Here is a 20532-nt window from a genome sequence, read left to right on the forward strand (position 1 = left end):
CATTCATGTGGGTTTACTGCGCGAGCCGCGCGGCTATCGTCCGCGGGACAACAGAACTGGAGGCGACGAAGGTGATACGCGTTGCGATTATCGAGGATGACCCGATCCTGGCCGGGCGTTTCGCCGACGCCGTCAACGCCGCGACCGGCATGATGGTCGTCAACAAGGCGAACAGCGTAATCAGCGGCAGCGGCCTCGTCGATGCGGGCGGCTACGACGTGCTGCTGTGCGACCTCGGTCTTCCCGACGGCGACGGCACCACATTGATCGCCAAGGAGGCGGCCAAGGGGCGCGACACCGATATATTGGTCATCACCCAGTTCGCCGATCAGCAGAAGGTTCTGGACAGTATCCGCGCCGGTGCACGCGGCTATCTCCTCAAGGACCAGCGCATCGAATCCTGTGTCGAAGCGATATCGGAGATACGGCGCGGCGGTTCTCCGATATCGCCAGTCATCGCGCGCCGTATCATGGAGCAAATGGTCGAGGATCGTTCGCCAACGCTTCCGCCGCCCGTGTCGCCGCTTTCGGAGCGCGAGACCGAGGTTCTGCAATTGCTGGCGCGGGGGTTTTCCTATGCCGAATGCGGTGACATCCTGCACGTCTCGCTCAACACGATCGGGTTTCACGTGAAGAACATCTACCGTAAGCTTGAGGTAAACAGCAGGGCGGAGGCATTGTTTGAAGCGGGAAGTCAGGGCCTTATCGCGCGCAATTAAGGCGCTGATCCTGTTGCTGCTGGCCTGGCCCGCGCACGCGCTGGCCGAGCCCTCGCTCAACGGCATCGCCCGCGAAAACAGCAATGGCGCGGAGATTCTGCGCTTTACCGATGCCGACTATATTCGCACCGACAGTTCGCTCGTACCGACCGGCGGATGGGAGCGCGGCCCCGCGCGCCAGGGTTTCGCGTTCGAGAAGATGGGGGCAACCTCGACGACGAAGACGCTCTGGCTGCGGCTACGTTTCGATCGCCGGATGCTCCCCGCCGGCCCCATCGCGCTCTACACCGAAAATAATTACGAGCGCATCGCGGTCCTGCTCAACGGGCAGGACATTTTCCGCAATTTCACCGAGGGCGACGATCGCGCGCTCGGCTGGTATCGCCCCGAGATCGTTCGCCTGCCCGCCCCCTTGCTTGCCGAGGGCACGAACACTTTGATGGTCAAGATCGAAAGCAACTATGATCTGGTCAGCGGCGATTATTACATCGGCCCCGCCGCCGCGCTCGATGCGCGGCACGAGCGAACGCATTTCTGGCGCATCACGGGCGTACAGGCCGCCAACCTGACAATGATCGTGCTCGCCGCGGCCGCGCTCTGGTTCTGGCTGCTTCGCCGGGGCGATACGGAACTGCTTCTCCTCGCCATCCTCGGTTTGATGTGGTTCGCGCGCGACTATAACTTCACCGCCGTCCGGGCGCCTTTCAACATCATCGCGTTCAAGACGATGACCTATTATGTCGTTTATCCGGCCATGTCGGCGAGCCTCGCCTTTTGCCTCGTCTATGTCCGACTGCGACGGTGGAAGCTTCATGGCGCGATCCTGCTGACCGCTGGCGTGCTCCTGTGCCTGATAAGGTTTGCGACGGTCGAGTGGGGATGGACCGGCGCCTTTGGCACGGACTCGATCGGGAATTTGCTGGCCGTGGCCTGCGTGGCCTATACCGCCTTCCTGTTGCTCATGCATTGGCGTCGGACCCACGACGCCGGTGCGGCTCTGATGACCGTGTGCCTTGCTGCGATTATCGCCGGTACGACCCACGACATCGGCCGGCAATGGGACAGCCGCCTTTGGGACGGTCTCGGATTTTTCCTCCAGCCCTATATCGGCAGCCTGTTCTGCCTCGTCCTGCTGTTGTCTTTCGGGAGGCGAGCGAACCTCGCCTTCGGACGACTGGAAGGCATTAATGCCGAGCTCGAATCCAGGGTGGACGATGCCCGCGCGGCCCTTGAGGAACGCGAAAGGGAAGTCCGCGAACTGGAGGTCGCGCGCGCACTCGAAACCGAACGCGGTCGCATCATGCGCGAAATGCACGACGGGATCGGATCGAACCTCGTCGCCGCGCTGACCGTAGCCGAGCGTCAAAATCACCCGCCCGCATCGATCGCGACGCTGAAGCGCGCGCTATCCGATCTGAAATTGACCGTCGATTCATTGGAACCCCTTGCAGGGGATGTCGTGGCTTTGCTCGGGAACTTTCGTCATCGGGCCGAACCCGATCTGATCGAGGCGGGCATCAAGCTTCACTGGAATGTCGATCGGTGCGACAGGATCGAATGGCTGGATGCGACCAATTCGCTGCACCTGCTTCGACTGTTCCAAGAGGCGCTCGCCAATGTGATGGTGCATTCGGGGGCGACGAGAATCGACCTGGCGTGCGTCGAGGATATACGTGGCACCGCATCCGGCGTGACCGTCTCGATCAAGGACAATGGCTCGGGTTTCGACGTCGGCCGCGTCACGTCGGGTGGCCAGGGCCTCAGCGGCATGCGCAGCCGTGCCGAAGCGATAGGCGGCCTGTTTCTTTTATCTTCCATACCTGGCGAAGGAACCGCCATCTCGGTTTGGCTTCCCTACGTTCGAACGACCGGAGTTCAATGATCCGCTGTCACAGACCGGCAGCTTTCAATTCCGACCAAATCAAGCGAACGCTCTTTTCGCTGACCAATGGCGCATGCCCCATGGCGACGCATCCGGATTGGTACACTTCAATCGCCCTGCCTTGGGGCTTTCCTCTCCGCCTCCTTGGCCGACACTTGGTGTACGCCAGCTTTTTTCGGGTGCGATGTCACAGCCGGCGGTTCCCGCTCGTCAGGCATGATGACGCCAATACCGGCTCAAACAGGAAAGGAAGATCAAATGAAGCGCTTGAATTGGCCCGAGGTGGCTCCGGCTGGAGCAAAAGCGCTGTATGGCGTGCATCATTACGTCACCAATAACACCGCCCTCCCGGAAGAACTGATCCACCTAGTCTTCCTCCGGGTGTCACAGATCAATGGATGCGCCCACTGTATCGATCTACACACCCGCGATCTTCTCAAGACGATGCCAATCGACAAGGTCGCGCTCCTTCCGGTCTGGGAGGAAGTCCCGCACCTGTTTCCCGACCAGTATCGCGCGGCGCTCGCATGGGCCGAAGAAGTCACGCGAGTCAGCGAGACACATGCTTCGGACGAGGCCTATGCCGCAGCATCGGAAGCTTTCGAAGCCAAAGACCTCGTCGATCTGACGATCGCGATCGCGGCCATGAACGCGTTCAACAGGCTAGGCGCGCCATTTCGTCTTCCGGTGGCGGCGAAACCCTGACCTATGGGCTGGGCTGGGCCGGCTTCTGCGACGGCTGCAACAATATGATACAAATTTCATATTGCTATTGCGACTGATTATTAATAAGCGCCCTTTTCGTTGCCGTATTGGCCGATTGAGGGAGTGATCATGCGAGTCCGAACTGTCGGCGCAGCCGTCGCGGCATTTCTGCCGACAACATTGCTCGCGCAGGAACCGGGCCCGCAAAACGTAGCAAATGAAGAAATCCTCGTCATCGCGACCGGGCAGAGCACAGCGTCAGCGAGCACCAAGACCGATACGCCGCTGATCGAAAATCCGCAGACGATCACGGTCGTCAACCGCGCCGAAATGGATATTCGCGCAGTGGACAGCGTATCCGACGCACTCTCCTATGTTGCGGGGGTTCAGGCGCAGCCGCAGGGCAACGACAATCGCGTCGACGAAGTCACGGTGCGCGGTTTCGGTGCCGGAGGCTTCGGCAGCAACAATAATTTCGTCGACGGCCTGCGTCTGCCCGCTGGCGGCCAATGGACACGCCCGGCCTTCGACCCCTTCGGCCTGCAACAGGTCGACGTGCTCAAGGGGCCATCGAGCGTTCTCTATGGCCAGACCGCGCCGGGCGGCATCGTCAATCTGGTGACCAAAAGGCCAACCTTCCAGGCGCATGGCGAGATCCTGTTCCAGACGCAGGCCTTTGGCGACCTGGATCGCGCACGCCTGCTCGTCAGCGCCGACGTCGGCGCGCCGCTGTCCGATGCAGTCGCGGTCAGGCTGGTCGGAGTCGCGTCGCATGGCGAAACGCGCGCGAAGGACATGCCAAATTCGCGCTATTATCTGGCGCCCAGCATCACCTTCCGTCTTGGCGAAGACACGACATGGACGCTGCTCGGCCAATATCAGCGCGACGAAGGCGCATCGACCTTCCAATTCCTGCCGCGGCTCGGGACGCTGGTCCCGTCGAACGGCAAATATATCTCGCTCGACGCCAATCTGGGCGAGCCGGGCTGGAACGATTTCGACCGCAACCAATATATGGTCGGCTCTTCCTTCGAACATCGTTTTGGCGACAGCTTCGCGATCCGCAACAACACACGCTATACCAAGATCGACAGCCTCTATCGCGCCGTCGTGATGGGCGGCGATACGCTCGCGACCTGCCCCGTCAACATCCCGGGCTGCATTCCGGGCCAGTCGATCCAGCGCCGCGCGGTTCAGGGTGTCGGCAAATCGGAAGGCTGGGCTACCGACACACAGATCGAAGCGCGCTTTTCGACCGGCGCGGTCGAGCATGTCGTATTGGGCGGTGTCGATTATTTCCACACCGACTGGTCGCACGACCGTGATGGTGTCGCGAACGCACTCGTGCTGCCTTTGATCGACATCTTCAATCCCGTCCCGCGCGGAACGTCAGGTTATGCCGGCGCGCTCAGCCCGCAAGTTCATGGCGGCGCGGTATCGAAGCAGACTGGCATCTATCTGCAGGATCAGATTTCGGTCGGCAATCTGCGCCTCGCCGTCGGCGCGCGCAACGACTGGGCGACCGACACGCTGTCGAACAGCCTGACAACCTCGGCTTTCAAATTGAAGGCGGAATCCTTCACCTGGAACATCGGCGCCGTCTATCTCTTCGATTTCGGGCTCGCGCCCTATGCCAGCTATTCCGAATCCTTCCTGCCGCTTCAGAATGACCCCGTCACCAATGCAACGGGCAAGCCGTTCGTCCCGACAACGGGGCAGCAATATGAAGCTGGCCTGCGTTTTCAGCCGCCGGGGCGGAACATCTATCTGACGCTGTCGGCATTCCAGATCACCCAGCAGAATCTGCTGACCGCCGATCCGGTGAACCGTTGCGGCCCGACGCTCACTCCATGCCAAATCCAGATTGGCGAAGGCCGCTATCGCGGGATCGAATTCGAAGGCCGCGCGACGCCGGCCGATGGCCTGACGCTGATCGCAACGGCAACGCGGACCAAGGCGACGGTCCGCAACGGCGTTGCCGCGCAGATTGGCAACGATCTGCCCCAGATCCCCGACTGGCAAGCCTCGGCCTTCGCCGATTACCGCATCAAGGCGGGCGCGCTCAAAGGGATCGGGTTCGGCGGCGGCGTCCGTTACACGGGCGAAAGCCGGGGGCTCGTGAGCAACGATCCGCTCTTCGAAATCCCGTCCTTCACCTTGTTCGACGCCTTCGTCCGTTATGACGCGCCGGACTCGGGCCTGTCGCTCGCGATCAACGCCCGCAACCTGTTCGACAAACGCTATGTGTCGACCTGCACCGCGGCGCAGGCCTGCTATTATGGTCAGGGCCGGACGGCGACCGCACGCCTGCAATATCGGTGGTAATCATGGAAGGCAGAAGGGTGACTCTCGAACGTTCGGCCACCTCGCGCCGCGGCGCACTGATGCTGCTCGGCGCCCTGCCGCTCGTCCTTGCGGGCTGCGGCAAGGGTGAGGACGGAACCAAGGGTGACAAAAAGGCCGCGCTGACCGATCTTCGTGACCGGCCGCTCGACCTGACGTCGCCCGCTACCCCGCTAACGATCGATGACGGCCGCTATCTGATCGCGCTGTCGCTGATCCATCCCGACCCGGTCAGCCTGCTGTCGGGCTGGTCGGGCGACGTCAACCGCATCAGTCCCGAACAATATAAGGCCTATGTCGCACGCTTCCCCAAGCTGGCGACGCTGCCCAAGACGTCCAATTCGTCGGACGAGTTCAGTGTCGAAGCGGTACTGGCCGCGGCGCCCAAGGCCGCGATCGTGTCCTTGGGTTCGGGACCGACCGACGCGCAGGTCAGTCAGTTGACCGGCGCCAAGGTCGGCGTGGTCTTCATCGACTTCTTCTCCCACCCGTTCGAAAATCAGCCGCGCAGCCTGACGCTGCTCGGCCGCCTGATCGGCCGCGAGGAACAGGCGGCTGCTTACAATAAATTCCGCCAGGACAAGCTCGACGTCATCAGCAAGCGCGTCGCGTCGATCCCCGCCGACAAGCGCCCGACGGTATTTCTGGAAGCGCATGCCGGGAATGGCCCCGACTGCTGCAACTCGCCGGGCAAGGGCAATGTCGGCGACTATATCAGCTTCGTCGGCGGCAAGAATATCGGCGAAGATGTGATCAAGGCGCCGTTCGGCAAGCTCAACCTCGAATATGTGATCGACAAGAATCCCGACGTCTATATCGCCACCGGCGGACCACATCTGGAAAAGGCGGGCGGGTTTGTCGTCGGCCCGCAATATGACGAAGCGCGATCGCGCGCCTCGCTCAAGAAAGTGACCGAGCGCCGCGGGATCAGCAGCCTCGCGGCGATCAGCGCGGGCCGCGTCCATGGACTGTCACATCAGCTCATCAATTCGCCGATCGACATCGTCGCGACCGAGGCGCTCGCAAAATGGATCCATCCCGACCTGTTCGGCGACCTCGATCCGCAAGCCACGCTCGCCGCGATCAACAAGGACTTCCTCGCCGTCCCTTATGAAGGATCATATTGGACCGACCTTCAGCCCTCCCCCGCTGTATCAGGAGATTGATATGACCATGCGCAATGCTTTCGGCCTGTCGGCCGCCCTCGTCACGCTCGCAACCGTGACAATCGCCTGGGCGCAGCCCACCGTGAACCAGTCGGCCAAGGTCGCGCCGGGCGGGCTGTACGAGATCGTGCAGAACAGCGCCAATAACGAGCTTTACATCGCGGCGGTCGGCCCGCGCGGTGAAACCAAGGGCGCCATCGCACGGCTCGACGGCAACACCTTGCAGCCCAAGGGGTCGATCGATGTGTCGGCCAGCCCGCTTTACGGTCTCGCGATCAACCAGAAGACCCAGATTCTTTATGGCACCGACACGCGCAACGGCTCGGTGTCGGCGGTCGACATCGCGACCGGCAAGATCGTCGGAACCGTGCAGGTCGGCGAAAAGGCGCATGTCCGCCAGATCGCGGTCGATGAAGGCGCGAACAAGGTCTACGTCACCGTAGTCGGCGCCATGCGCGGCAGCGATACGCCGAGTGCGATCTGGGTGATCGACGGCAAGAGTAACAAGCTCGACCGCGTCCTCTCCGTCCCGGGCATTTCACTGACCGGCCTCGCGCTCGATCCCGCCAACAAGCAGATTTTCTCGACCGGCATGAACAGCAACGACGTCATCGTCCTCGACAGCGAGAGCGGCGCGGTCAAATCGCGTTGGGCGAGCGGCGGTGAGAATGCGATCAACGTCGCATTCGACAGCGCCAGCCAGCGCCTGTTCGTCGCCAATCAGGGCAACGGCATCCTCGGCGTGCTGAACGCGAAGGATGGCTCGCTCATCAAGGCGATCCCGACTGGCGAGGGCGCACTGAGCGTCGCCTACAACGGAGCGGTCGGCCAGATCTATGTCGCGAACCGCCGGGCCGGCACGCTCAGCGTCGTCGATGCGAAAAGCTACGAAAAGCTTGCCGATCTGGAAACCGGCACCTTCCCGCAGACGATCGCGATCAACCGCGCCGACAACAGCGTCTATGTGACGAACAAGGCCCGCGGCCTGCCGCGCGACGCCGCGCCCGGCACGCCGCCTATCGACGATCCGAAGGGCGATACCGTTACGCGAATCACCCCCTGATTTCGGAAATTCCATGCTCTCCGGCGCGCCCGGTCCCTCACGGGGCCGGGCGTTGCCGTTTACAAAACGTCGTCGATGACCATGCGGAGCGAACCGCGCTCGCAATGATCGATACGCGCCTGAACGCGCCACACGTCGGCAAGAACCGCAGGCGTAATCGCCTCTTCGGGAGTGCCCGTGGCCGTCACCTGACCGTCCGACAGCACGACGACGCGATCGGCTATCCGCGCCGCGGCCTGAAGGTCGTGAAGGACCAGTACCGCAATCATCCCCTGCTCTCGCGCCAGATTTCGCGCGAGGTCGAGCACGCGTAGTTGATGATTGAGATCGAGCGCGCTCGTCGGTTCGTCGAGCAGTAGCAATCGCGGCGAGCGTATCAACGCCTGCGCCAGCGCCGCGAGTTGGCGTTGTCCGCCCGACAGCTCGTCGATCCCGCGCATCGCCAGCGTGTCGATACCGACACGGCCGAGTACCGTCATGGCGCGCTCCGCGGAATCTCCACCGTCACGCCGCCCGGTCGGCGATGCTTCCAGCGCACCGATCACCGTTTCGAGGACCGTTAACGCCACGCCCTGCGGCAGCGTCTGCGGCATATAGGTCACCGCTTTTGCTCGATCGGCAAGCGGCAGGCCGGTAAGTTCGACGCCATCGAGCCGCACCGATCCCGACGCGGGCGCTAGCCCCGCCAAGGCACGCAGCAAAGTGCTCTTTCCGGCTGCATTTGGACCAAGCAACACGACCGTCTCGCCGGCGGCGATCGGCGGCAACGATAGGTTTTCGATCACCCGGCGGTCGCGATACCCCGCGGACAGGCCGCTGACATGAAGCCCTGCACTCATGCGCCGCGCCTTCCGCTGCGAAAGATCAGGAACAGGAAGATTGGAACGCCGATCATCGCCGTCACGATACCGACCGGCATCAGCACACCGGGCACCAGCAGTTTTGACAGCGTCGATGCGATCGACATGATCGCAGCCCCCGTCAGCATGCTGGCCGGAAGCAGATAGCGATGATCTTCGCCCAGCAACATGCGTGCGATATGGGGACCGACGAGCCCGATGAACCCGATCGCCCCGACAAACGCGACCGCGGTCGCGGCAAGCAGACTGATGCGCAGCAGCGACAGGAAACGCAGCCGGGCGACATCGACCCCGAAGCTTTGCGCCCGATCCTCGCCCAGCCGCAGCGCGGTCAGCGCCTTGGCCGATGCCAGCGAAAAGGGCGCGATGCCGAGCAGAACGAGCGCAAGCACGCTGACATTGCTCCAAGTCGCGCGCGACAGCGAACCCATCGTCCAGAATACCAGTTGCTGAAGCGCCTCCTGCGACGAGAGAAACTGCACGAGCGAGGTCAGCGCGTTGAAGGCAAAGACAAGCGCGATGCCGAGCAGAACGAGCGTTTGCGCCCCGCCTACGCGCTGCCGCGACACCGCTTGAAGCAGCATCATCGCGAGGAAGGCGAAGAGAAAGGCGTTGAGCGAGACCATCCAGTCGGTCGCCCAGCCCCCGGCGAACGGCAGGCTGATGCCCAGCACGATCGCGAGTGACGCGCCAAAGGACGCCGCCGAGGATACGCCCAGCGTAAAGGGGCTCGCCATCGGATTGTCGAGGATGGTCTGCATTTCCGCACCGGCAAGCGACAACGCGCCGCCAACCATCACCGCCATCATCGCATAGGGAAATCGCACGTCCCATATGATCGCCCGCTGGCCCGCCGTGATGCGGTCGGAATGGACGATGCCGTACAGCACGTCCGACGCGCCCATGCCCGACGGCCCGGTCACCAGGTCGGCGACAAAGGCGGCAACAGCGAGAATGGCGATGACCGCAATCACGATCAACCGCCGCCGCACTGCACGCCGATAATCGCCCAGCATGTTTTCCATCGTCGGAGAGAGTCCGGCCGACTGGATCATGACATTTTGTTTCCCCGGGATTGGCATGGGTTGATCGAAAGGCGCATCAATGCCATCCGCCTTATTGAAAATCGCTCGCAATTCCAGCCCTAATCGGATCATGCCCCTTTCCGCCGCCCCGACAGACGACAGCAGCGCGGTAAAGCGCCTTTCTCTGACGCTTCCGTATCAGGACGGCGCGTATCGCATTGCGGTCCATGCGCCCGCAGGGGCCCCGCCCGCGGGCGGCTGGCCCGCGATGGTGATGCTCGACGGCGAGGGATGTTTCGAAACGGCTGTCGAGGCGCTAGCACGCATGAGCCGGCGCCCGGACGCGACCGGCACATCACCGCTCGTCCTGATCGGCCTGTCCGCGTCCGGGCGCGATCCGCAAAGGCGGCATCGCGAACAGGATTTCGGACCGCGCGGTTCGGCATCCCCCTTCGCCGATTTCATCGAGACCGAGCTGCTACCTTCCGTCGCTAACAAGGTGCCGGTCGATCGGTCCGCGCTCACTTTGTTCGGTCATTCGCTCGGCGGATATTTCGCGCTTTGGATGCTGACGCATCGCCCGCACCTGTTCGCTGCGGCCGCAGCGATCAGCCCGTCGATCTGGTGGGACGCCGATGCGCTACGAAATGCCCTTGCCCGAAAAGCGCCGTCGAACCCGACCGTCCTGCTATGTGTCGGCGAGTGGGAGGACGCCCTGCCGCCCTGGCAAGATGCCCGCGCAGATCGCGACGACGTCCGACAACGGCGCGCCGACCGGCAGATGGTTCGCCGCGCGCATGAGTTCGCGGACCTGCTGGCCGGGCAAATCGGCGCCGACAAGGTCCAGTACCGGCTTCTCGCCGAAGAGGATCATGCGTCGATCGTGTCAGCCGCCATTCCCCGCGCGCTTCGCCTCGCATCGTCAACGGCGCCATAGGCAAAGGAGGATTTCCCATGCCGCTTTCCGACACATCGCGCCGCTACGGAACGGTGACGCGCCTCTTTCACTGGACCATGGCGTTGCTGCTCTTTTGGCAACTCGGCGGCATGATCATGAAAAACATTCTGGGCCGCATCCCGTTGATGAAATTCTGGGTCGGCACGCACGCGTCGATCGGCGTGCTGCTTTTCGCTCTTATCGCCATACGCGCGCTCTGGGCGTTTCGCCAACGACGCCGGCGTCCGGCCTATCAGCGCAATATGATCGGCAATGCAGCACGCGCGGGCCATATCCTTCTTTACGCTCTGATGATTGTCGTCCCGGGCCTCGCGGTCCTGCGAATGATTGGGAGCGGCAAGGGTATCACCCTGTTCGGCATCCAGCTTTCCCCGCCAACCGGATCAGAGATCGCATGGATGACGGCACCGGCGAACGCGCTCCATGGCCTGCTCGCCTGGACGCTCCTCGCGTTGATCGTCGGGCATGTCGCGATGGTGGTGCTGCACCGCTTCTGGTGGCGTGACGATATTCTCGAACGTATGGCGGGCGGTGGCACACTGATCCGGTAGCATCGTAAATTTGTGGCACCTCTGACCGGCTGCGAATGCGATATTCCTCGGGTGGCGACGGGTTTCAGCTGCCCGACCGCAGCGATGAATCAGCCTCATGACTTCTTCCGAACCATATCACCATCAGCCTGCAGATGTGGTCCGTCGGCCCGGTGTAGCCACGGTTTCCTTCCGCTCCGTTAGCGATTAGGGCCGATCGTCATATGTCACGGCGCGGAGGAGGAGGATGTTGCGGCAGCTCGCCAGGTTCGATCTCAACCTGCTGCGAATATTCGACGCCATTTTCGTCAAGGGCGGCGTGTCGGCGGCCGCGCGTCATCTGAACCTGTCGCAGCCCGCGATCAGCCATGCGCTGACACGCTTGCGAACACAGTTCGACGACCCGCTCTTCGTGCGGCAGGGCAACAAGCTGGTGCCCACCCCTGCGGCGCGTGCAATTGCGGGTCCGGTGCGCGAAGCATTGCGCGGGCTCGACGCGGCGCTCGATGCCGCCGCGTCGTTCGATCCCGCCGAGGCGGCGCGCGAGTTCCGCATCGGCGTGCGCCTGTCGGGCGAAATGCCGCGCTTCTCCTCGCTCGTCGCGCGCGTCCGGCGTGAGGCTCCGCATGTCGCACTCGCAAGCGTGACCTTCCGCCGCCGCGATCTCGTCTTGATGCTCGCGAGCGGCGACCTCGACCTCGCGCTCGACGTCGCGCTGCCCGCCGACGACCGGCTCCAGCGTCATTATCTCGGGACCGAACCCCTCGTTATCGTGGCGCGCAAGGGACATCCGCGCGTCGACGGGAAGATCGACCTCGATACCTATCTCTCGCTCGAACATATCATCGCGACATCGCGGCCCTATGGCCCCGGGATCGAGGATATGGCGCTCGACCGCATGGGCCTCGCACGGCGCGTCGCGGTGCGCTGTCAGCATGCGATCACCGCGTGGCAGATCGTCGCGACATCCGACATGCTGTTTTCACTGCCCCGGTCGCATGCCGAGATGCTGGGCGCGATGTGGCCGATGCAACTCGTCGACCTCCCGCTTCCGGTCGAACAGGGCGGAAGCTATCTTTACTGGCATCAGGCGGCGCAGGCAGACCCGGGTCTTCGCTGGCTCCGTGCGATCATTGCCGACGAGCTGACGCAGCCCGAATAGTCATTCGCCGTGCGAATATCCTATATTCGTTCCTATCATTTTCCTCGATGACAAGGCGCGGCTAGATTTCCGGCGAAACCTAGCGGAGAATTGCCATGACCGAGATCGAACTCGAAACCGAACTCAACGACCTTCGTATGTCGAAGGAAGCGCAGCCACTGTTCGATGCGGTCAAACGCCACATCGCCGAAAATGTCGATCCGATCACCCAAGAGTTTTTCCGTCTCGGCGAAGGCCGCGCCGATCGCTGGAGTTGGGCGCCGGGCCAGCTCGAGCTGCTCGAAGGCGCAAAGAACAAGGCGAAGGCCGCAGGCCTGTGGAATTTCTTCCTGCCGCACGGCGACACGGGAACGCCGCTCACCAACCTCGACTATGCCTATATCGCGGCCGAACTCGGCAAGTCGCCGCTGGCATCGGAATCGCTGAACTGCTCGGCGCCCGACACGGGCAATATGGAAGTGCTCGAAATGGTCGGCACACCCGAGCAGAAGGAACGCTGGCTCAAGCCGCTTCTCAACGGCGAAATCCGCTCGGCCTATGTGATGACCGAACCCGGCGTCGCCTCGTCGGATGCCAGCAACCTTGAGACGAGCGCGCGCCTCGAAGGCGACGAATGGGTCATCAACGGCGAGAAATATTTCATCAGCGGCGCCGGCGACCCGCGCTGCAAGATCCTGATCTGCATGGTCAACACCAACCCCGAAGCCGCGCGAAAGGCGCAACATTCGCAGATCCTCGTGCCGATGGACACGCCGGGGGTGAAAGTACTCGGTCCGATGCACGTCTTTGGCGCCGACCATGCACCGCAGGGGCATATGCACATGCGCTTCGAAAACGTCCGCGTGCCCAAGGAGAATATCCTGCTCGGCGAAGGCCGCGGGTTCGAGATTTCGCAGATGCGCCTCGGGCCGGGCCGTATTCACCACTGCATGCGCACGATCGGCAAGGCCGAACGTGCGCTCGACCTGATGGTGAAACGCGGCAATTCGCGTACCGCCTTCGGCCGCCAGATTTCGCAACTCGGCAAAAATCTGGAAGTCATCGCGCGCGCGCGGATCGAGATCGAGGCGATGCGCCTGATCGTACTCAAGGCCGCAAAGGCGATGGACCTGCTCGGCAATCGCGAGGCGCGCGTCTGGGTCAGCATGGCAAAGGCGATGGTCCCCGAACGCACGTGCCAGATCATCGACCAGGCGATCCAGATCCACGGCGCGACCGGCATCTCGCAATGGACGCCGCTGGCGGACCTGTACGCCGACGTGCGCCACTTGCGCTTTGCCGACGGTCCGGACGAGGTTCATTACATGGTGGTCGGCCGCGACGAACTGGGGCGACACTAGACGCCGCTAGAATGAAGGCCGCACCCTCGCGTCCGAAATCAGGCGCCGTGACCGAAACAGCGGACGCGGCGCCGACCGGGCGGCATGGATGGTGTAACCACAAAGCAATCCGTAGAGCGCCAGCCCCTCGACCTGCCAGAAGGGCATTGTCGCCATGTTGAGCAGGAAGAAAGCAAAATGCGCGGCGAGCAGCTTGAAGCGCTCGCCGCGCGCCGATGCCGCCGCAGCGAACATCGCCGTCCATAGCGTGACCATCGCCGCAATCCCGGACCAGCCGAGTTCATAGAGCGTCGCGACCAGCGTGTTGTGAGGATAGACCTTGAACACGCCCTCCCAGCTCTCCGGCCCCAAGCCGAACAGATGCTGGATCGGCGTCCCCTCGGCCCAGGCATAGATATAGCTGCTCCAGATCAGCGGGCGTGCCGACATCACCTGCCGTTCGAGAAGGTCGAAATCGCGCGGGGGTTTGATCATGCCGGCCGGGTCCGCGAGAAAGGCGGCAAGGTCGGCGAATTTCTCGCTGTAGAACAGCGCCGCGACCGAGACGAACAGGACACCCGCCACCATCGCGGTGACCGCCATCGCGGCGCGCTGGTCGCGCCGCACGCTCATTGTCAGCCCGCTCAGGAACACCGCCAGCGCGAGCGGAGCAAAGGCCAGGATCGTCGTGCGATAGCCGGCGAGGAGGACGCCGATGAAGGTCGCGGTCAGGAACGCGATCCGGACCCATCGCGGCGCCGACTTCGCAAAGCAGCCGACCAGAAACCCCGTCATCATCGCGACCGAAAACGCCGCTTCGTGATTATAGCCGCCGATCCAGACGAGCCCGTCTCCATCCTCCGACCCCTTGGGCAGGTTCAGCGCCAGCGAGAGCATCTGGAAAACGAGCAGCGGCAGGAAAGAAACCATCGCCCAGCTGAGAAAGCGTGCCTCGGGGTCGATGCGCAGCGCCTGAAACACCGCGACCAGGATGACGATCATATAGGCATATTTGACCGCCGCGTTGATGCCGCCCGCCGCATCGCCATTCAGCGCGGCGCTGAACAGCGCGAGCAAGATCAGCGCATAGACCGGCAGCAGCCATTTGAGCGCCAGATTGGCGGGCCTGACGACGAAAAGCAGTCCGAACGCGGTCACGCCGATCGACAGCAGCGCATTGCCCGAAAGGCCGCCGGCGAGCGGTTTGAACATGTAGAGATGATAGGCGCCGGCGGTATAGCGCATCCACAGCGCCACCACGACAAATGCGCCCGCGACGCTGCCCGCCCGCCGCGCCGCGATGACGAGCGAGACGAGCAGCACCGCGGTGACCGGCAGCAGGATCGCGAGCCCGAACGACGGACCATAGGGTAGCGCCTGCGCGGTCATAGCGCCCCTTGGTCAGTCGGCATAATAGGGGCGATACGCCTTCAGGAAGGTACCGCCATCTTCATAACCGGCCCGCTCCTGTTCGCGCACGTCGACCAATGTCAGCACCGCGCCCAGCATTTCGGCATGGACGTCGTACAGCCGCCGCAATGCCACCGAAACTGCCTTCGACGGCGTCTTGCGCCAGCGCACGAGAAGCACCACGCCATCGGCCATGCTGGCGATCACGCGCGCCTCGTCGACCGGCAGCACCGGCGGCGTGTCGAGGATCACAAGGTCGTAACGCTCGCGCACCTGCTCGATCAGTTCGGCAAGTCGCGGGCTCTCGGTCAGGCCGACGCCTTTGGAATCGATCCGCTGCGGCAGCAGGAACGCGCCCGACATGCTATCCTTCACGATCGCCTGATCGAGCGTCGCCTGTCCCGCAAGAACCTCGTCGAGTCCCAGCGTGACACCGTCGGCAAACTGCCGGCTGGAGGCACGCCGCCGCGCGTCGGCATCGATCAACAGCACCTTGCCGCCTGCCGCCGCGACCGCCCGGGCGAGACCCATCGCGGTGGTCGTCTTGCCCTCGCCCGGTACCGCCGAGGTGATCGCGACCACACGCACCGGCTGCGCCGCCTCGGCGAACTGGATCGACGTTCGCAGGATACGGAAAGCCTCGGCATAGGTCGATTGCGGCCGCTTGAGCAGCAACTCCGCCGGCGGCGCCGGCGGACCCAGCTTGCGATAGCCGGGCAGCGTATTCGCATCGGGGATAGACGCGAGCGTCGACAGGCCCAATATTTCCTCGACCGCGTCGCTCGTTTCGATGCCACGTTCGAGCAGTTGGAGCAGGACGACGAGCAACACACCGATGCCCAGTCCGCCCACGACCGCCATCGCGGCATAGATCAGCATGTTGGGCGAACTCGGCGCACCCGGAACGCGCGCGCGGCTGACGATATAGGCATCGCTGCGCTCCAGCCCCGATTGCGCGACCGTCTGGCGATAGCGGTCAAGGAATGCCTGATAGAGCGTCCGCGCGGATTCGGCGTTTCGCTCCAGTTCGTTCAGCCGCACTGACGCCTCATTGTCGCTGGCAAGCTTGCCCTGCGACTGCGCCACCGACCCTGCCAGCGAACCCGCACGCTGGCTGGCGATACTCGCCTGGATCGAGACGTTGGAGACGATACGCTGCACCTCGGCCGCGATCTGCTGATCGGCAACGCGAAGCTGGCTCTGCGCGCGGACGAGATCGGGATGGCGCGGGCCATAGCGTTTTTCCAGCGCCCCGACCTCGCGCGCCACCTCGGCGCGCTGGGCGCGAAGCTGGCTGACCACAGGGGAATCGAGCGAATCGCCAAGCTCTTCGCCGGTGCGCCCGCCCCTCAACTGCGCGCGCGCGGCGGAAAGGCGAGCCTGCGCTGCGGCATTTTCGGCCTTGGCCTGCGCGAGCTGGGTCGAAAGACCCGACAATTCCTGCTGCGTCACCGTGCTCGCTTCGGAGACCGCGAACAGGCTGTGCGCCGCACGATAATCGGCGACTTCGCGCTCGGCACCGACGACCTGCGCGCGAAGGTCCTGAAGTCTTTGCTCAAGGAAGCCACGCGCGCGGTGCGTCGCCTCGGTCTTTGCGCCAGTTTGCCCAGCGACATAATTGTCGACGAGGGCGTTGGCGACCTGCGCCGATTGCACCGGTGTGGCGCCCTCGAACGACACGCTGATGGCATAGGAAAGCCCGTCGCGCTTGACCGTCAGACCACTCAATATGGTGCCGATCGCACGCTGCCGCCCGATCAGGTCGGGCTGCTTCGGCGTCCCCTGCCCCGCAGCTTCGTTGAACGCCGGGTCGCGGTCGAGCTTGAGCCTGTCGACCACCCGCCCGATCAATTCGGGCGAGCGCAAGACCTGCACCTCGGTATCGACCGCCGCCGAATCGGGGTCGGTGGTGGGGATCACCGAATCGACCTTGATGACCTGCTCGGCCGTCCGCTCGAGCGCGACCTGCGCGGTGGCGAAATAACGCGGTTCGGCAGCCAGATAGGCGGCCGCGGCGATCACGATCGCCGCGGCCATCGCCGCACATAATATCATCCATCGCCGGCGCAGGACGCCGCCGACCCTTCGCAGGTCGATCAGCGCACCGCGATCGACCTGCGGGTCCGCTTGCCGGCCGCGCGGCATATGCCTTGTGACAGCGTCCATATCACGCCGCAGCCAGGAACGCGCGCACCGCGGGGGCGATGTCGGGGCGGCCTAGTGCCAGTGCGAGCGTTGCAGTCACGAAACCGCTCTTGTCGCCGCAATCGTACCGCTTCCCTTCGAAGGTGACGCCGTGAAACGGCTGCTCGCCGATCATCCGCGCCAGCGCGTCGGTAAGCTGGATTTCGCCCCCGGCGCCTTCCTCCTGACTGCCGAGAACGCCCATCACCTCGGGTTGCAGGATATAGCGGCCGATGACGGCAAGGCGCGACGGCGCAACATCCGGAGCGGGCTTTTCGACCAGCCCCTTCACTTCGGTGATCGCGCCGGCGCTCACGCCCGGCGTGACAATGCCATATTTGTGCGTGTCCTCCGCCGCCACTTCCTCGGTGCAAATGAGATTGCCGCCGAGGTCGGCATAGGCTTCGACCATCTGCTTGAGGCACCCGGGTTCACCGACCATCAGATCGTCGGGGAGAAGGACCGCAAAGGGCTCGTCGCCGACGAGGCGGCGCGCGCACCACACGGCGTGGCCGAGCCCCAACGGCTCCTGCTGCCGCACGATGTTGATATCGCCCGGCGGCGGGCGGGTTCCGTCGAGCGCGGCAAGCGACTTGCCGCGCCGGGCCATCGCCTCTTCGAGTTCGAAGGCATGGTCGAAATGATCCTCGATCAGGCTCTTGCCGCGGCTCGTCACGAAGATGAACTGCTCGATGCCCGCTTCGCGGGCCTCATCGACAGCATATTGGATCAGCGGCCGGTCGACGACCGGCAGCATCTCCTTCGGCATCGATTTGGTAGCCGGAAGGAACCGGGTTCCAAGGCCGCCGATGGGGAACACGGCCTTGCGTATTTTTCGCATCTTTTCACCCTTTTCTGGTCACTGGGCTCCCCCCCAAAACCAGCATTCGGATTTTTGCAGACACGATCGCCGCGCGCTGACGGACGGCAACTGCGCCCTTACGCTGCATCGCAGCAAGAGCCCGGCGCCAAAGCGTGTGCAAAGTGCGCCCGGACAGTTAAAGCTTTGGAGGTGTCCCGGCAAAGGACACTCCGCCCGGCACCGATCCTCCGCCGCGCGAACGCACGAGCGGCGTGCCCGCGGGCACCTGGATGTCGTGCGAGCCCACGATGATTTTTGCGGGGCCGTTGTGGACGTCGAAGATCGGCCAGCCGCGATCACTCTTCACGACCAGATGGTCGATAGCGATGACCAGCGGCTCGCTTGCATCTTTCGCCGCCATGATGGTGAAATGGTTGGTGTCGCCGATACCCCCGATCTTCACGGGATCGAGGCTGATGAGCCGCGTCGCCCGAATGCTCGACCACAGCCGGAAATTGCGTGCATTCCGGCCGCTTACACAATCGTCGAGCGTCGTTTCGGTCGATTTGAGGTCGAATCCGCCGTCGCTATTGTCCCATGCGGCGCATAGGCGGAACTGGAACCGCGCATTGCCGCGCTCGGTCGAAAAGCCGTCGCCGTTCCAATATTGCCCGGCGTCGCGTTGCCATTGAAAGCCGCGCATGAAGCATCGCTCGACCCGAAAATCATGCGCCGTCCCGTCGAAGGCGATGCCGACCGGCAGATCGGTGGCGCCGGTGACGAGCGTACCGCTCGCGCTGACATCCTCGATCACGCCATCGTGGCTGTCATAGCGGATTCGGGCGAAGCTGCGCCGGAGATTGCTGGCGCGCGCGCCGCGGACGCGAAGCCCCACACAGCCGGCGGCGACCAGGTCGGGCGCGGCGCTATTCTCGATCACCCGGTAGCCGCCATCCACACGGATACCGGCAATCTGCACATCGCGAACCGGTTCGCGGATCACGAACAGGCCATTGCCGACATCACGCGCCCTTATACCGCGATAAATGCCGTCCGATTGCACGAAATAGACCGGCTCTCCGCCCGCGACGACCGAAACCACGCCGCCAAAAAGAGAGGATGTGCCGTCCATACGTCACGGCGTTAGCCATCCCATGCGATATGATGCCAGTACTATGAGGCGTTGCGTGGCATGCCCGGGATTAGCGCAGCGCCGATGCCGCTCCGCCGAGATCGTCACGAACTTCGCGGTCGGGTCGACGCATGAAACCGAGCAAAGGCTGGCGATATACATGCCGGATCCGGCTGAACTGGCGGAAGCCGGCTTCGTCATGCCCGATGTTAGGTGCCATGCCGACTTCGAGCTTGGCGGCCACAGGACACCGGCCGTCGAACGCAATGACCGATGACAGCGTCTGTTCGAGCACATGTCGGCGCTCAGCCGAATCGCGCCCGAAATAATAGATGGCGAGCGGTGGCGGCCGACGGCGGATCGTGGCGATCGCGTCCTCTATCCGCGCATAGTTGCGCAGCGGCAGGATCGGGCCCGCGATATCCTCGCGCATCACAAGCATATCCTCGCTGGCGTGGCGGATAATGTGGAACGGTACGCCGCGCCCGCGCGGCTCGGCAGTCATTACCTCGCCTCCACGCGCACGCGCGTCGTCCAATAGCCGGGCCAGCCGCTGCCGTTCAGCATCCGTCGATGCAGTCTCGTCGCGAGCCGACTGCATCGCCGCACGCCACAACCACGCGGCGATAGCCTCCTCCTGCTCCTCGGGCACCAAAAGATAATCGGGCGCAAACGGCATCCGTCCGCCCTTGCGGCATTTACGGGCGATAACATTGCCTGACGTCTTCACATAATCGGCCGAGCGACCGATAATGGCTGGCGATTTGCTCGAACGCGCGATCGTCATCCCCCCGCCGTCCTGCGGTTCGTCGGTAACCAAAAGGTCGAAAGCCTGTTCGGCAAAGTCGTCATTGGACGCCACCGCCAGTTCTAGCGGATCGAAAAAAGCGGGGGCCAGATCGCCGATCAGCCGGCCAAGTTCGGGCGAAGCCGCGTCGAATTTCAGCATCACCCGGTTGCCCGCGGCGAGCGCGCTCGCAACGATATTCGCCGTCTGGAGGAGCGGCAAGGACGCTGGCACCGATATGCCGACAACCCCGAGCGGCTGATATTCGGCATAGTCGCTGCCCCCGCCCAACCGCGCGAGCAGACCGCCGCCGCCTTCGGACCGCATCCAGCGGCCGACATTGCCCAGCGATGCACGTAGCGCCGCGATCGCCGGCGTCACTTCAGTAAGTAGTGCAGACTCGGCATCCTGATTCGCCTGATCCGCAGCGAGCGCGGCGCAGAGCGCATCGTCATTTTGTTCGATCATCAGCATTGCGCGCCGCA

The 20532-nt window shown here is 63.5% G+C and carries 17 protein-coding genes; 10 read left to right on the top strand and 7 right to left on the bottom strand.

All coding sequences use genetic code 11. The annotated features are described in order from the left end of the window. Positions 1–5 precede the first annotated feature (5 nt). The 6 genes from BLW56_RS03440 to BLW56_RS03465 all read left to right on the top strand — a co-directional run bounded on the left by BLW56_RS03440 (position 6) and on the right by BLW56_RS03465 (position 7878). Complete coding sequence (locus BLW56_RS03440) at positions 6–719, top strand: response regulator (RefSeq protein ID WP_093509244.1); 714 nt, start codon at positions 6–8, stop codon at positions 717–719. A gap of 13 nt (positions 720–732) precedes the next feature. Continuing rightward, a complete protein-coding gene (locus tag BLW56_RS03445) occupies positions 733–2601 on the top strand; it encodes a sensor histidine kinase (RefSeq protein ID WP_093509245.1) in 1869 nt (622 codons plus the stop codon). A 258-nt stretch (positions 2602–2859) separates the two neighbouring features. After that, complete coding sequence (locus BLW56_RS03450) at positions 2860–3306, top strand: carboxymuconolactone decarboxylase family protein (RefSeq protein WP_093509246.1); 447 nt, start codon at positions 2860–2862, stop codon at positions 3304–3306. A gap of 129 nt (positions 3307–3435) precedes the next feature. Next, positions 3436–5631: a TonB-dependent siderophore receptor gene (locus BLW56_RS03455; protein WP_093509247.1), complete on the top strand. Its 2196-nt coding sequence runs from the start codon at positions 3436–3438 to the stop codon at positions 5629–5631. A 17-nt stretch (positions 5632–5648) separates the two neighbouring features. Then, positions 5649–6815 (top strand): ABC transporter substrate-binding protein, encoded by a 1167-nt coding sequence (locus BLW56_RS03460; RefSeq protein ID WP_218140482.1) that lies wholly within the window; start codon positions 5649–5651, stop codon positions 6813–6815. A 1-nt stretch (position 6816) separates the two neighbouring features. After that, positions 6817–7878: a YncE family protein gene (locus BLW56_RS03465; protein WP_093509248.1), complete on the top strand. Its 1062-nt coding sequence runs from the start codon at positions 6817–6819 to the stop codon at positions 7876–7878. 59 nt (positions 7879–7937) lie between these two features. Here the strand turns inward: BLW56_RS03465 and BLW56_RS03470 are convergent, their stop codons facing one another. Both BLW56_RS03470 and BLW56_RS03475 read right to left on the bottom strand, forming a co-directional pair. Then, positions 7938–8717 carry an ABC transporter ATP-binding protein gene (locus tag BLW56_RS03470; RefSeq protein ID WP_093509249.1) on the bottom strand — a complete coding sequence of 260 codons (780 nt, stop codon included), beginning with the start codon at positions 8715–8717 and terminating at the stop codon, positions 7938–7940. Then, positions 8714–9793: a FecCD family ABC transporter permease gene (locus BLW56_RS03475; RefSeq protein WP_218140483.1), complete on the bottom strand. Its 1080-nt coding sequence runs from the start codon at positions 9791–9793 to the stop codon at positions 8714–8716. Before BLW56_RS03475 ends, BLW56_RS03470 begins: the two co-directional genes overlap by 4 nt. Positions 9794–9893: 100 nt before the next feature. Between BLW56_RS03475 and BLW56_RS03480 the strand changes: the two genes are divergently transcribed. From BLW56_RS03480 to BLW56_RS03495, 4 genes are all read left to right on the top strand, one after another. After that, positions 9894–10700: an alpha/beta hydrolase gene (locus BLW56_RS03480; protein WP_177175797.1), complete on the top strand. Its 807-nt coding sequence runs from the start codon at positions 9894–9896 to the stop codon at positions 10698–10700. Positions 10701–10717: 17 nt separating this feature from the next. Further along, a complete protein-coding gene (locus BLW56_RS03485) occupies positions 10718–11272 on the top strand; it encodes a cytochrome b (protein WP_093509252.1) in 555 nt (184 codons plus the stop codon). Between the two features lie 226 nt (positions 11273–11498). Continuing rightward, positions 11499–12413, top strand: a complete 915-nt coding sequence (locus BLW56_RS03490; RefSeq protein ID WP_093509253.1) for a LysR family transcriptional regulator — start codon at positions 11499–11501, stop codon at positions 12411–12413. Between the two features lie 95 nt (positions 12414–12508). Then, entirely contained in the window at positions 12509–13753 is a 1245-nt protein-coding gene (locus BLW56_RS03495) for an acyl-CoA dehydrogenase family protein (RefSeq protein ID WP_093509254.1), read from the top strand. 6 nt (positions 13754–13759) lie between these two features. Here the strand turns inward: BLW56_RS03495 and BLW56_RS03500 are convergent, their stop codons facing one another. From BLW56_RS03500 to BLW56_RS03520, 5 genes are all read right to left on the bottom strand, one after another. Beyond that, on the bottom strand, positions 13760–15121 hold the full coding sequence (locus tag BLW56_RS03500; protein ID WP_093509255.1) for a hypothetical protein: 1362 nt from the start codon (positions 15119–15121) through the stop codon (positions 13760–13762). A gap of 12 nt (positions 15122–15133) precedes the next feature. Further along, entirely contained in the window at positions 15134–17287 is a 2154-nt protein-coding gene (locus BLW56_RS03505; RefSeq protein ID WP_177175798.1) for a GumC family protein, read from the bottom strand. Between the two features lie 22 nt (positions 17288–17309). Next, positions 17310–18167 carry a UTP--glucose-1-phosphate uridylyltransferase gene (locus tag BLW56_RS03510; protein WP_093509257.1) on the bottom strand — a complete coding sequence of 286 codons (858 nt, stop codon included), beginning with the start codon at positions 18165–18167 and terminating at the stop codon, positions 17310–17312. Positions 18168–18324: 157 nt separating this feature from the next. After that, a complete protein-coding gene (locus tag BLW56_RS03515; protein ID WP_093509258.1) occupies positions 18325–19260 on the bottom strand; it encodes a hypothetical protein in 936 nt (311 codons plus the stop codon). Between the two features lie 70 nt (positions 19261–19330). Continuing rightward, positions 19331–20521 carry an aldehyde dehydrogenase family protein gene (locus BLW56_RS03520; protein WP_256203276.1) on the bottom strand — a complete coding sequence of 397 codons (1191 nt, stop codon included), beginning with the start codon at positions 20519–20521 and terminating at the stop codon, positions 19331–19333. Positions 20522–20532 lie beyond the last annotated feature (11 nt).

Source organism: Sphingopyxis sp. YR583, from assembly GCF_900108295.1.
In the GTDB taxonomy this organism is placed as follows: Bacteria; Pseudomonadota; Alphaproteobacteria; order Sphingomonadales; family Sphingomonadaceae; genus Sphingopyxis.

Coding starts and splice junctions, on each gene's coding strand:
- BLW56_RS03440 (WP_093509244.1), top strand. CDS start 6: ATGTGGGTTTACTGCGCGAGCCGCGCGGCTATCGTCCGCGGGACAACA.
- BLW56_RS03450 (WP_093509246.1), top strand. CDS start 2,860: ATGAAGCGCTTGAATTGGCCCGAGGTGGCTCCGGCTGGAGCAAAAGCG.
- BLW56_RS03455 (WP_093509247.1), top strand. CDS start 3,436: ATGCGAGTCCGAACTGTCGGCGCAGCCGTCGCGGCATTTCTGCCGACA.
- BLW56_RS03465 (WP_093509248.1), top strand. CDS start 6,817: ATGACCATGCGCAATGCTTTCGGCCTGTCGGCCGCCCTCGTCACGCTC.
- BLW56_RS03470 (WP_093509249.1), bottom strand. CDS start 8,717: ATGAGTGCAGGGCTTCATGTCAGCGGCCTGTCCGCGGGGTATCGCGAC.
- BLW56_RS03475 (WP_218140483.1), bottom strand. CDS start 9,793: ATGATCCAGTCGGCCGGACTCTCTCCGACGATGGAAAACATGCTGGGC.
- BLW56_RS03480 (WP_177175797.1), top strand. CDS start 9,894: ATGCCCCTTTCCGCCGCCCCGACAGACGACAGCAGCGCGGTAAAGCGC.
- BLW56_RS03485 (WP_093509252.1), top strand. CDS start 10,718: ATGCCGCTTTCCGACACATCGCGCCGCTACGGAACGGTGACGCGCCTC.
- BLW56_RS03490 (WP_093509253.1), top strand. CDS start 11,499: ATGTTGCGGCAGCTCGCCAGGTTCGATCTCAACCTGCTGCGAATATTC.
- BLW56_RS03495 (WP_093509254.1), top strand. CDS start 12,509: ATGACCGAGATCGAACTCGAAACCGAACTCAACGACCTTCGTATGTCG.
- BLW56_RS03500 (WP_093509255.1), bottom strand. CDS start 15,121: ATGACCGCGCAGGCGCTACCCTATGGTCCGTCGTTCGGGCTCGCGATC.
- BLW56_RS03505 (WP_177175798.1), bottom strand. CDS start 17,287: ATGCCGCGCGGCCGGCAAGCGGACCCGCAGGTCGATCGCGGTGCGCTG.
- BLW56_RS03510 (WP_093509257.1), bottom strand. CDS start 18,167: ATGCGAAAAATACGCAAGGCCGTGTTCCCCATCGGCGGCCTTGGAACC.
- BLW56_RS03515 (WP_093509258.1), bottom strand. CDS start 19,260: ATGGACGGCACATCCTCTCTTTTTGGCGGCGTGGTTTCGGTCGTCGCG.
- BLW56_RS03520 (WP_256203276.1), bottom strand. CDS start 20,521: ATGCTGATGATCGAACAAAATGACGATGCGCTCTGCGCCGCGCTCGCT.